This window comes from Desemzia sp. FAM 23989 (assembly GCF_045528345.1).
Lineage (GTDB): Bacteria > Bacillota > Bacilli > Lactobacillales > Carnobacteriaceae > Desemzia.
In genome coordinates this window covers 62,884-75,055 of record NZ_JBGQQT010000011.1, presented here as the reverse complement: position 1 = coordinate 75,055, position 12,172 = coordinate 62,884, and the positions used below count along the sequence as shown (strand labels likewise).

The 12,172-nt window shown below is 37.8% G+C and carries 11 protein-coding genes and 1 tRNA gene; 9 read left to right on the top strand and 3 right to left on the bottom strand.

The genetic code is table 11. The annotated features are described in order from the left end of the window. The first annotated feature begins 246 nt into the window (after positions 1 to 246). The 4 genes from pyrF to ACEN36_RS07910 all read left to right on the top strand — a co-directional run bounded on the left by pyrF (position 247) and on the right by ACEN36_RS07910 (position 3,383). On the top strand, positions 247 to 960 hold the full coding sequence (pyrF, locus tag ACEN36_RS07925; protein ID WP_407126325.1) for an orotidine-5'-phosphate decarboxylase: 714 nt from the start codon (positions 247 to 249) through the stop codon (positions 958 to 960). A 1-nt stretch (position 961) separates the two neighbouring features. Next, a complete protein-coding gene (pyrE, locus tag ACEN36_RS07920; protein ID WP_407126324.1) occupies positions 962 to 1,591 on the top strand; it encodes an orotate phosphoribosyltransferase in 630 nt (209 codons plus the stop codon). Positions 1,592 to 1,701: 110 nt separating this feature from the next. Beyond that, positions 1,702 to 1,784 (top strand) — tRNA-Leu (locus ACEN36_RS07915). A gap of 252 nt (positions 1,785 to 2,036) precedes the next feature. Next, on the top strand, positions 2,037 to 3,383 hold the full coding sequence (locus tag ACEN36_RS07910; RefSeq protein WP_407126323.1) for an FAD-dependent oxidoreductase: 1,347 nt from the start codon (positions 2,037 to 2,039) through the stop codon (positions 3,381 to 3,383). Positions 3,384 to 3,484: 101 nt separating this feature from the next. On the opposite strand, the gene ACEN36_RS07905 is transcribed toward ACEN36_RS07910, so the two are convergent. The 3 genes from ACEN36_RS07905 to ACEN36_RS07895 all read right to left on the bottom strand — a co-directional run bounded on the left by ACEN36_RS07905 (position 3,485) and on the right by ACEN36_RS07895 (position 6,262). Further along, positions 3,485 to 4,228, bottom strand: coding sequence for a CPBP family intramembrane glutamic endopeptidase (locus ACEN36_RS07905; RefSeq protein ID WP_407126322.1), 744 nt, complete (start codon positions 4,226 to 4,228; stop codon positions 3,485 to 3,487). 466 nt (positions 4,229 to 4,694) lie between these two features. Then, positions 4,695 to 5,546 (bottom strand): IS3 family transposase, encoded by an 852-nt coding sequence (locus ACEN36_RS07900; protein ID WP_407103305.1) that lies wholly within the window; start codon positions 5,544 to 5,546, stop codon positions 4,695 to 4,697. Between the two features lie 77 nt (positions 5,547 to 5,623). Continuing rightward, the gene (locus tag ACEN36_RS07895) at positions 5,624 to 6,262 is read right to left on the bottom strand and encodes a transposase (RefSeq protein WP_407126321.1); all 639 of its coding nucleotides are present in this window, start codon (positions 6,260 to 6,262) and stop codon (positions 5,624 to 5,626) included. A 959-nt stretch (positions 6,263 to 7,221) separates the two neighbouring features. Between ACEN36_RS07895 and ACEN36_RS07890 the strand changes: the two genes are divergently transcribed. From ACEN36_RS07890 to ACEN36_RS07870, 5 genes are all read left to right on the top strand, one after another. Then, positions 7,222 to 8,163 carry an MsnO8 family LLM class oxidoreductase gene (locus ACEN36_RS07890; RefSeq protein WP_407102565.1) on the top strand — a complete coding sequence of 314 codons (942 nt, stop codon included), beginning with the start codon at positions 7,222 to 7,224 and terminating at the stop codon, positions 8,161 to 8,163. Positions 8,164 to 8,219: 56 nt separating this feature from the next. Next, complete coding sequence (mgrA, locus tag ACEN36_RS07885) at positions 8,220 to 9,218, top strand: L-glyceraldehyde 3-phosphate reductase (protein WP_407126338.1); 999 nt, start codon at positions 8,220 to 8,222, stop codon at positions 9,216 to 9,218. Positions 9,219 to 9,286: 68 nt separating this feature from the next. Continuing rightward, positions 9,287 to 9,667 (top strand): VOC family protein, encoded by a 381-nt coding sequence (locus tag ACEN36_RS07880; protein ID WP_407097551.1) that lies wholly within the window; start codon positions 9,287 to 9,289, stop codon positions 9,665 to 9,667. 234 nt (positions 9,668 to 9,901) lie between these two features. Then, positions 9,902 to 10,279, top strand: a complete 378-nt coding sequence (locus ACEN36_RS07875; protein ID WP_407097550.1) for a VOC family protein — start codon at positions 9,902 to 9,904, stop codon at positions 10,277 to 10,279. Between the two features lie 92 nt (positions 10,280 to 10,371). Beyond that, positions 10,372 to 11,979 (top strand): gamma-glutamyltransferase family protein, encoded by a 1,608-nt coding sequence (locus ACEN36_RS07870; RefSeq protein ID WP_407126320.1) that lies wholly within the window; start codon positions 10,372 to 10,374, stop codon positions 11,977 to 11,979. Positions 11,980 to 12,172 lie beyond the last annotated feature (193 nt).

The window sequence follows — 12,172 nt, the reverse complement described above, 5'->3', positions numbered from 1 at the left end:
CTCTCTTTGCGCTCCTATGCCCATCTACAGGCTAGGAGCGCTTTTTTTGCTGGGAGACTTCCAGCTTCAGCTGGTTTAGTCGAACAGTACAAGATTGAGCGTAAGCGAGAGGTTGTTCATAAAATTTTATCTTTTTTGCAAAATTGCTAGGCCTCGCAGCTCTACTACAACAGCATATGAAGTGTCATATGTAGCTACTTTACTGGAAGAACAAACCGAAACCAAACCGACATGGAGGATAAACAAATGATGACCAAACCTATTATTGCTTTAGATGTGCCGTCTAAAGCAGAAGCAATGTCTTTTCTAGAGTCTTTCGAACAAGAATCCTTATTTTTAAAAGTTGGGATGGAATTGTATTACAGTGAAGGTCCAAGTTTGATACGTGACTTAAAGGATAAAGGCCATCAAATCTTTTTGGACCTAAAATTGCATGATATCCCCAATACTGTTTATCGAGCGATGAAAGTTTTGGCAACTTTAGAAGTGGATATGGTAAATGTACACGCAGCTGGTGGAAAAGAGATGATGGAAGCGGCCATGAGAGGGTTGGAAGAAGGAACCAAAAAAGGGAGTAATCGTCCATTACTGATTGCTGTAACTCAGCTGACTTCTACTACAGAAGAAGCAATGCAAAACGAACAACTGATTGGACATTCGTTAGAAGAAAGTGTCACTCAATATGCCAAATTGGCTTATCAAGCGGGATTGGATGGAGTAGTGTGTTCAGCACTAGAAGCTCGCATGATTCATGAAGCGACTGGTCAAGGATTTTTATGTGTGACTCCCGGCATTAGACCTGCAGGAGCTGACATTGGAGATCAAAAACGTGTAGCTACGCCTGAGTTAGCGTTAAAAGAAGGAGCTACTCATATTGTTGTGGGACGTCCGATTGCACAATCTGAAAACCCAGTAATAGCTTATAAAAATATCACCAACCAATGGAATGGGGAGAAATAAGATGAATCAAGAGACTAAATTTGCAGATTTATTATTGGAATGTGAGGCAGTCAGTTTGAGCCCGAAAGTACCTTTTACTTGGGCGAGCGGTATCAAAAGTCCAATCTACTGCGATAATCGTATTACGATGAGTTACCCATCAGTGCGAAAAGAAATCGCTAAAGGGTTAGCCGATTTGATGCGACAATTTTATCCAGATGGGGAAGTGATTGCTGGAACGGCTACAGCTGGGATTCCTCATGCTGCTTGGTTGGCGGAAGAATTAGATTTGCCGATGATTTATGTCCGTGGTAAAGCTAAAGACCATGGCAAACAAAATCAAATCGAAGGCCGCCTTCAAAGTGGACAAAAAGTGGTTTGTATTGAAGATTTGATTTCCACAGGTGGAAGTGTCATTGATGCTGCATTAGCCATTCAACAAGCTGGCGGAGAAGTTTTAGGATGTGCAGCAATATTCAGCTATCAACTTCCTGCAGCGAAAGAAAATTTCGAAAAAGCTGGATTTGAGATACACACACTTTCAAACTATACGACTTTAATCGAACAAGCTGTAGAAAAAGGCACTATTGACTCGGAAGAAAAGCAGTTGTTAGAAGAATGGCGTAAAAATCCTTCTCAATGGGGAAAATAAAGTGATTCAGTTTATATTGAGTGATGTTAAATAATTTTTTCTAAATATCGCAATAAAAACCAGCTTTACAATTTTTTGAAATATTGTTAAAATTGGTTGTGTTGCGATAAGCGGCTGTGGCGGAATGGTAGACGCGCTGCCTTGAGGGGGCAGTCAACAATTGTTGGTGGAAGTTCGACTCTTCTCAGCCGCATAAAAATTTTATAAGACTATTCAGTAAAGGGTAACTAGCTGAATGGTCTTTTTTTGTACGAATTTAAGTATACCGCTTTCATATATGGATAGAATAAATTGAATACTTATCTGCCTTTTTAATAGATATAAAAGGATTTTTAATCTGAAAATCGGTAAAACACGAACATCTTATGCATATCATTTTATAAAAATCTAAATTAATGGTATGGTGCATTCTGTAACAAAAAATAGTTTATTGGAGGCAATTGAAGTGAAAATTATTGTTGTAGGAACATCTCATGCTGGTTATGAGTCAATTCAAACGTTGTTGAAAGAACAGCCAGATGCTGAATTGCATTTGTACGAACGTGGAGACACAGCTTCATTCTTATCTTGTGGGATTCAAAGTTACTTAGAAGGAGTAGCCGATTCGCTAGATAGCCTACATTATGCAACAGAAGGTTCTTATATCGAACAAAAAGTAAATGTTCATATGAATAGTGATGTTGTGGGAATCGATCCACAAGCTAAAACAATTACTGTAAAAACAAGTGATGGAGAAACAGAAGAGAGTTATGACAAATTGATCATTTCTCCAGGAGCCATGCCGGTTAGAATTCCTATTCCAGGTGTTGATTTAGATAATATCTATTATGTACGGGGCCGTAACTGGGCTGAAAAAGTTAAAACACGTATGGGCCAATCTAAAAAGGCCGTTGTTGTAGGTGGAGGATACATTGGTATCGAGGTGGCTGAAGCATTTGCTAAAGCTGGTATCAAAACTACGGTTATCGATTCTTTAGATCGAGTGTTAAACACTTATTTAGATAAAGAATTCGTAGATGTATTGAATGAGAATATGCAAGAAAATGGATTGACTGTCCGTACAAGTGAAATGGTTAAAGAAGTCATTGGAGAAAACGGAACAGTAACTAAAGTCGTTACAGATAAAGGCGAATACGAAGCAGACACCGTTATTATGGCTGTTGGGGTTCGTCCTAATACGAAATGGCTTCAAGGCATTGTTGAGTTGAACCAAGATGGAACTGTAGCAATCGATGAGTACTTAGAAACTTCTGAAAAAGACATCTTTGCAATGGGAGATGCTACTAAAATCCCGTTTGCTCCAAATCATGGATCTAAACTGATTGCTCTAGCTTCAAATGCTCGTCGCCAGGGAGTTATTGCAGCTAAGAACATTTTAGATAAAAAAATTAAAATGCCTGAAGTATCTGGAACATCTGGATTAACATTGTTCGACTACAAATTAGCTTCTACAGGTGTGAAAGACATCGATCAAGATTCTATTGATGCTGAAGTAGAAAGTACTTTTGTAGTAGAAAATATTCGTCCTACATTTATTGATGACGAAAAAGTGATGATGAAGATTCATTTCGAAAAAGAAAGCCACCGCATTGTCGGTGCTCAATTGATGTCAACATATGATGTGACAGCTTCAATCAATGTGATTTCTGTAGCTATTTCATCCGGTTGGACACTAGAACAATTAGCGTTTGCCGACTTCTTCTTCCAACCAGGATTCAACCGTCCATGGAACTATTTGAATGTTCTCGCTCAAAAAGCTTTGGATGGTAACTTTGATGGGGAAAAGCTATAAAATAAGATAACTCCCTCAAAAAATTAAGTAAAAAAGAAAAAAGTATCACGCTGCTGTTGATAGGTAGCGTGATACTTTTTTGTATCTAGAATTGTTCCATTTCAAAAGACAGCTCGCTCATTTAAATAACCTTTAAGATGGATGGCATTTTTCCATAAATAAGCAGTATACAAAACCGCAATGATTGTAGTAACGACAACTACTTCTATTCGAGTTGAACCTACATTAGAAATACTCGCCAAAAAATTGTAAAGAATGTGCGCTAGAATGCAGACTTTTAAATTGCGCGAAGAAATCATGACTACCATAAACAAAAAGCCGACTACAAAGGCGTTCATAATTTGAAGAGATGTTTCGTAGCCTGTCATCTGGGTAGCAACAAGACTGATGATATGACCGAAAGCAAAAGTTGAACTAATGAAGAGAACAACCGTTAAATGTTTCCACTTACGGCTTAAAGCATTGAACATTAATCCACGGAAAATGACTTCTTCCATAAAGCTTACTGCTGTATAAAGACCTAAGAGCGCTAGAACATCAAGTAAAGGCAGTGATGTTTGAAAACCATAAAAAAGTGAAATACCAGAGATGAAAAAAAGTGGCAAATAGTAAAGCATTATTTTGTTGGATTCAGTGGCTGGAGTTGTCAAACCTATTTCGGTGCTTAAACCGGTTCTATAAAGATAAAGGAAACATAGCGATGCTAACAATAACTGTGGAACTGCTCCAATTAAATAAACTTCTCGATCTGTTTGAGCATAATTTCCGATAAAGGTGGCCAAAAGAAGATAAAGGATGAGCCAAAATAAGGTGGGAAACATAGGTTGTCTGTGATGAAATTCCATAAGACTGATCCTCCTTTTAAAGAACCAAAGAATAAAAAAAGATTGTGTGTAGGTGAGCAATAAAGAATGAATCTTATTTCATTGAACTCATTATACTCTTTCAACGATGTGAAGTATATTATTTCGATTGTACTGGGGATCTATAAGAACGCTTCTTGCAAATAGAAGATGAGACGGTAACTGTGCAATTATTTTTTTGAGTATCGTAATAAATAAGCTTGAAGGGTAAAAACATAGACAAGAACAATAAAAAAAGCAGAAAAATTCACAAACAAATATTTGTTCGGACAATATAGAATATTTTCTTTACATGTACGTATAAGTGAGTATAATTCTTTTTGAAAGCGCTATTATAATAAACAGAAGGAGGTAAATTCTGAACCACTCCCCGTCAAGTAGACAGGTTAAAAAACAAAATAATTGTTTACCCTACCACATTGAATAAGATGCTCAACGTGGTATTTTTTTATGAGGCTAAAGAACGGTACTCCGAAGGAGTTAAACCGTTAAATTTTGGTACATAACGCTTATGCATATAAAATTGAATGTAATCATCGATTCCGTTTATAAGATGATCATAGGTATCAAAATCATGACGATAGTAATATTCTGCCTTCATTGATCCCCAAAAGGATTCAATAGGTTGATTATCCAAGCATTTGCTTGGACGTGACATACTAGTTTTGAAACCAAATTGATTTTTAAGGGCAAAATAATCATTAGAAGTATATTGATACCCTCGATCACTATGAATAATTGGATGTGCAGCTGGATTTTTTTGCATAGCTAACTTGATGGTATCCATCACTAATTTATTATCGTTTCTTTGACTAATGATATAAGAAACAATCGATAAATCATAACGGTCTATAACTGCACTGATATAAGCTTTTTCATGATTGCCATAAAATAGGTAACTCACATCAGTAAACCATTTCTGGTTCGGTTTCGAAGCTTCAAAATCTCGGTTAATAGTATTTTCTGAGATATGTAGAGGAATAGATTTTGTCCACTCTGGTTTTTTCTTTCGAATTTCAGATTTCAACCCCATAGAACGCATTAAACGGCGAACCCGTTTTACATTAACAACCTCATTCAATTCACGATAAACAGCCCATTTCATCCGTTCTACACCGTAAATACCATAAGATTCGTCAAATATTTTCTGAATAGATGCAGCTAATGCCTCATTCTTTTTTTCTGCGTCTGATGGACATCGATGTAACCATTTATAGTAGGAACTTCTACTAACCTCTACAGCTTTACATAATTTTGAGACAGAATACCCTTTTTCTTGATGGAGCTCAAACACGACAATGTATTGTGTCTCTTGACGACTTAGCGAAAATGGTCGTACCTTTGATTGAGCTCTAACAACTTTTTTTCAATATCTTTCTACATTTCAAGATATTCATTTCGTGCTTCAAGTTCTTTAATACGAAATTTCAACCGTTCAGTATCCGTTAATTCATTCTCTGGTTTATTTTGACCACGAAGATCTTTAAGTCCGTCGGACCCTTTAAGTTGGTATTTTTTAACCCATGAATAGATTTGTTGGTAAGATACACCATACTTTTCAATAGCCCCCTGATAGTCATTGTCTCTGGCAATAGTAAATTGTGTGATTTCCAATCGTTCTTCAAATGTTGTTTTACGCCCTTTAGTCATAGTGGTCTTAGATCTCCCCATACTCGTTGATTTTAGTTCTTTTCCACTATTATATAGGTTAATCCATCGTTGTAGAACTGAAAAACTGGAAATATGATATTTTTTCACCGTACTATTCTTAGAGTAACCTCGAAAAACCACGTCTTCAACCGCCATTTTTTTCAGGTTTTTCGAGTACCTTTTCCACGTCTTCGATTCCACTAGTCCTTCAAAACCATCAGCTTTATATTTGCGGATCCATGTCTGAATTACAGAACCGTGAAGGTTCATTTCTTTACTGACAAATCTTAATGAAGAACAACCGTCAAGTATTGGTTTAATGATGGCTAATTTTTCGTCTGCGCTTAATTTAACTCGTTTAGACAATAAAAAACACTCCCTACAAAATAGTTTAGAAATTTTTGTTATTTCTAGTGTCTACTTTGTAGGGAGTGTATCAGAAGTTGTGTTCCCTTTAAGGTAAGATTATCTTCAAAAAGGAACGCAAATTAAAATTGCGTTCCTTTTTTGAATTAATTTTTAACTAACTGGCACGCAAATGGACTTTTGCTGCTTCAGCAGCAGTAGAAGTGTAAGGATCACTATTCCTTGTTTACGTGCGCTGTAGATAGAGTCATTCTATGTTACATAATAGGTAGCTGTTAACGCACAGCTGAGCGAGATAGTCGGATCACCTTAACCTTTCTTTTTGTAGTAAACTCCCAAAAGATTAATGACAATCCCCTCCTTTAAGTAGAATGAAATTGGATGAAGAAGCAAGTAGACCGCCTAATATAATTCGGAGGTTTATTGCGTTGAGCTGAAGCAGTCAAATAGAAAAGTTGAAACAGCTCATTTAAGCGATCAGTAAGGTTTGTCATTTAATCACTCCTTCATCTGATGTAAGTAGTGTTAAAAAAGCAGCCTTCAGCACATTAGCCAAAGACTGCAGTATGGTTTATCTTGAATATCTGTTGTTTCTGTTTACAGAGTCACGAACTCGCACTTGCACACGAACAGCTTTTCTTTTCATCATAGAAAAGCGAGCATGCAGGAAAAATACTGAGGTAAACAACATCATGAATCCTGAACTGAAAATTAGGGTATTTGCGTTCATTTCACTCATCCTCTCTCAACGACGCTTTGTCCTGCTGCACTTAAATGATAAATCAAGTGACTTTTATTACATCTTCATTATCGCTTATTGAATAGAATAGTTCAACAAATATACCCTTAGTTTCCTATTTTTTTAGAGCCTCTTGTAAGGGAAGGGAAAATAAAATGATATGTAAACGGATTCTTTAGTGCTATAATGAAATAGAATTTTAGTATGATGAGGTGGCTGAATGAAATACAGTGTTTTAGATTTTTCTACCAAAGAAACAACGGTATCAACTAGAAAAAGCCTGAATGACAGAGTAAAACTGGCGAGACTTGCAGAGTCGTTAAATTACACCCGCTTTTGGATTTCGGAAAACGATTCTAATCCCGTCATAGTCGGAAGTACGCCGGAATTGGTTATGTCTCATTTAGCTCTTGCGACAAACGACATTCGTATTGGCTCTGCGGGAATTATGGTTCCTTATTACAATGGAGAAAAAATTGCGGATACTTTCAAAACGATGGCTATTGTAAGAAATAGTCGGATAGACGTTGGGATAGGACAAGTTGCTGGCAGCGGACAATGGTTTTCGAAAGCTTTAAATGAAAATAAGACAGAATTTTCCCGATTTGCAAATGAAATGAATGAACTCAAAAGATTGTTGGGCTCTTCCATTACAATGAAAGAAAAAAGTTCTTATGCAGCCTTGATGCAAACGGGGAGCCCGGAAATTTTCATTCTAAACAGTCATCCACAGAGTGTTGGCCTAACAGCAAATATAGGAGCGGGATTTTTTGCGGCTCATTATTTGAATCCGAGCATTGAATTGAAAGAGGCTGCCAAAAAATACAGAGAACAGTTTGTGAAAAGCGAATTAGTGGAAAAGGCGACAGTGATACTGGGAGTTTTCATTGCAATTGGAGAAAGTTCAGAGGAAAATGAACAATTGAAAAAGGAATTTGCTCAATGGAACCAATTGAATCAAGATTCATCCGTAATTTCTCCTCTTCAAGAAGCTATTATTGGTTCCGCGGAACAGGTAGTAGAAAAGGTGAGTCAAATGGCTGAAGAGTATCAGGCGGATGAAGTGATGTTGATCCCCAATATAGATAATAATGCACGTAGAGAAAAAACGATTCAATTGTTTGCCGATGCACTGTCGAAAAAAAGAAAGGCTTATTTTTAACGTACTTGTATAAAGAGATTGACAACAACACAATAGAATAAGGAGTGGGACATGTGATATATCAAGCAGCAGAAAATCGTTACGATAAGATGATTTACAATCGAGTAGGAAAGAGCGGGTTAAAATTACCGGCTATTTCATTGGGAATGTGGCACAACTTTGGTGATGTAGATTTATTTGATAAAAGCCAAGCGATTGTGCGGAGAGCTTTTGATTTAGGTATCACGCATTTTGATTTAGCGAATAATTATGGTCCGCCAGCAGGAAGTGCTGAAGAAAACTTTGGACGAATCTACGAAAAAGATTTAAAACCGTACCGTGATGAATTGATCATTTCCAGTAAAGCTGGTTATTACATGTGGCCAGGCCCATATGGAGAATTCGGCTCAAAGAAAAATGTGACGGCTAGTATAGATCAAAGTTTGAAACGGATGGGATTGGAGTATGTCGATATCTTTTATTCACACCGTCCTGATCCAGAAACACCTTTTGAAGAAACAGCTCAAGCATTGGATTTGATGGTCCGTCAAGGAAAAACATTATATGTAGGAATCTCCAACTACTCTGCTGAACAGACTGCTGAGATAACGAGTATTTTCAAAGAATTAAAGACACCGTTCATTATTCACCAGCCTTCTTACAACATGTATAACCGATGGATAGAAGAGGGGCTGCAAGATATTTTAACTGAAAATGGAACAGGTAGTATAGCGTATAGCCCGTTAGCGCAAGGATTATTAACAGATCGTTACTTAAATGGTGTTCCAGAAGACTCACGTGCTAGTCGGACATCAAGTCCATTTTTAAATACTGACCAGGTCCACAAAAAAATTACGCAATCGCAAGCATTGAATGAAGTTGCTAAACGTCGTGGACAAACGTTAGCAGAAATAGCCATTGCTTGGATCTTACGAGACGGCAAAGTAACCAGTGTCTTAGTGGGGGCAAGTCGCGTTTTGCAACTGGAAGATAATGTTAAGGCTCTAGATAATCTAACCTTTACTAAAGAGGAATTAAGTGAAATTGATGGTATTCTAGCAGAAAATAAAGGATAATTGAATGAGCAACCAAGGCTCCTCAGTCTAGTTGATTGAGGAGCCTTTTTACTAAGGAGGAAAAAAATATGCATTTTTCACACATTCATCATGTAGCGATCATTGCTTCTGATTATGAAGTATCCAAGCGTTTTTATACTGAATTACTGGGGTTGGAAATCATTCGCGAAAACTATCGAGCAGAAAGAGATTCTTACAAATTAGATCTCAAAATTGGAGATAGCGAAATCGAGTTGTTCTCTTTTCCAAATCCGCCCAAAAGATCCAGTGGTCCTGAAGCAACAGGACTCAGACATTTGTGTTTTTATATCGAAAATATTGAAGAAACAGTTGCAGAGCTGAATCAAAAAGGCATCGAAACAGAAGCGATTCGAGTAGATGAATTCACAGGCGGAAAATTTACTTTCTTTAGGGATCCAGATGGTTTGCCTTTAGAATTGCATGAGTAGTCTTTTTTTCTGTTACACTAAAAGAAATAACATCATGAAGGAGAGTGTCGTTTTTGGAGTTCAGTATTTTAGATTATGTTCCCAAAGATGAAGGCATGTCCGCTAGTGTTCGACTGTTGGTAGAAATGATAGTGCTAGGTTAAAGAAAGAGAACGCGTTTTTTGAATCTTTTCGTGAGTTACGTTAAAATAGAAAAAGAAACAATAAGATCACTGAATAGAGGAGAATGTTGAAATGGCTACTAAAATGATTCACACTTGTTACCGAGTACAAGATTTGGAAAAATCGGTAGAGTTCTATACAACTATTTTAGGCATGAAAGAAATGCGTCGCTTAGATTACCCTGAATTTAAGTTTACACTGGTTTACCTAGCATTTGAAGAAGGCGGCTATGAACTAGAATTAACGTATAATTACAGCGCTGAAGCGTACGACTTAGGAAACGGCTATGGACATATTGCCATCGGTGTAGACGATTTAAATGCTGTACATGAAGAATACAAAGCTAAAAATTGCGACATCACGGACATCAAAGGACTGTCTGATGGAGCAGCAACGTACTTCTTCATCATGGATCCAGACGGTTATAAAATTGAAGTTGTCCAAAATTAACGTTAAAAAATGAATTATACAAGAAAAGACAAATTCACTAGAGGTATGACTAGCCTCCAGTGAATTTCTCTTTTTACATAGGGGGATATTAAATGCAATTTGATTCAAGCTCGTTTCACTATTCATCTAGAAGAGAATTGGTTTATGGAAAAAAAGGCATGGTTTCGACGACACATCCGTTAGCTTCTCAAGCAGGATTAGAGATGTTGAAAAAAGGCGGAAACGCGATTGATGCGATTTTGGCTGCAGCAGCAACACTAACTGTCGTCGAACCTTCTGCAAATGGAATCGGTGGAGATAGTTTTGCCATTATTTGGTACAAAGGGGAAATGTATGGCTTGAATTCAAGTGGATCAGCTCCTGGCTTGATGCTGCACGAAACTTTAAAGCAAAAAGGAACGGAAATTGCTCGCTATGGTCTGGATCCAGTCACTGTACCCGGCGTTCCGAGCGGCTGGGCTGCTTTAGCAGAAAAATTCGGTAATCTCTCTTTAAGCGAGGTGTTGGAACCGGCAGCGGTGATTGCAGATGAAGGACATCCTGTTACCAGTAAGATTGCTGAAGCGTGGGAGAGAACCTATCATATTTTCTCCAAACAGCTGGAAAAATATCCAGTGCTGCAAACGTGGTTTGAGACGTTTTGTCCGAATGGGCAACCCATCAAAGCCGGCGAAATGTGGTCTTCAAAAGGGCATGCTAAAACGCTGCGAGAAATAGGGGCTACGAATGCGGAAGCTTTTTATCAGGGGTGGATAGCGGATGAAATCGATGCTTTTTCTAAAAAGCACGAAGGCTATTTACGCAAAGAAGATTTAGCGAACCACCAAGTTGAATGGATAGAGCCTATTTCGACAAATTATAAAGGGTACGATGTTTGGGAGATGCCACCAAACGGACAAGGAATTGTAGTATTGATGGCTTTAAATATTTTAGAGCAATTGGAGTTAAAAGACAAAGAGAATCCAGATACCTATCACAAACAAATTGAAGCGATCAAGTTGGCATTTAGTGACGGCTTACGTTATATTGCAGATTCTAGAACAATGGAAACTAAAATTGAAGCCATGTTATCAAAAGAGTATGCCAAAAATCGAGCAGATTTAGTAAATGATACTGCCATTTTGCCAGAGCCTGGTAAATTTGATAACCCTGGTACGGTTTATTTAGCTGCGGCGGATGAGGAAGGAAATATGATTTCTTATATCCAAAGCAATTACGCTGGTTTCGGTTCGGGAGCCGTTGTGCCTGGTTTAGGAATCAGTTTGCACAATCGAGGCAACCAGTTCTCGTTGGATGAAAATCATCCCAATGTGTTGCTCCCTGGGAAAAGACCGTTTCATACCATTATTCCTGGATTTCTGACAAGAGATGGAGCAGCAATCGGACCATTTGGGGTCATGGGTGGAGGCATGCAGCCTCAAGCTCATCTGCAAGTGTTGAGCAGTATGATCGATTTTCAGTTGAATCCTCAAGATGCATTAGATGCTCCTCGTTGGCAATGGCTGGAAGAGAAGAAGATTCTAGTGGAACCTCACTTTCCTTATCCCGTGATTCAAGAATTGCTGAAGAGAGGCCACCAGGTACAAATCGCGACCAGCAGCGGTTCATTTGGAAGAGGTCAAGTCATTTTGCGACAGGAAAATGGCGTACTGGTCGGTGGAACAGAATCTAGAGCAGATGGGCATATCGCAGTTTGGTAGCGGAAAAAAGAGCAGCTTGTTTTGTACAAAAGAAGAAGTTAGAATCGAAAAGAACTTCTTCTTTTACTGTGCTGTTTAAGAAATGACTATTAGTCTATACATATTATCTAAAAATATATCTTTACTAAAAATTGGATGTGTAATATAATTTGGGCGAAAAGGGTCGCAAACAAATGTAAGCGATTTATAAAAT

Bases quoted from the DNA above. Each gene is read 5' to 3' on its own strand.
- pyrF (WP_407126325.1), top strand. From the start codon at position 247: ATGATGACCAAACCTATTATTGCTTTAGATGTGCCGTCTAAAGCAGAA.
- pyrE (WP_407126324.1), top strand. From the start codon at position 962: ATGAATCAAGAGACTAAATTTGCAGATTTATTATTGGAATGTGAGGCA.
- ACEN36_RS07905 (WP_407126322.1), bottom strand. From the start codon at position 4,228: ATGGAATTTCATCACAGACAACCTATGTTTCCCACCTTATTTTGGCTC.
- ACEN36_RS07890 (WP_407102565.1), top strand. From the start codon at position 7,222: ATGAAATACAGTGTTTTAGATTTTTCTACCAAAGAAACAACGGTATCA.
- ACEN36_RS07880 (WP_407097551.1), top strand. From the start codon at position 9,287: ATGCATTTTTCACACATTCATCATGTAGCGATCATTGCTTCTGATTAT.
- ACEN36_RS07875 (WP_407097550.1), top strand. From the start codon at position 9,902: ATGGCTACTAAAATGATTCACACTTGTTACCGAGTACAAGATTTGGAA.
- ACEN36_RS07870 (WP_407126320.1), top strand. From the start codon at position 10,372: ATGCAATTTGATTCAAGCTCGTTTCACTATTCATCTAGAAGAGAATTG.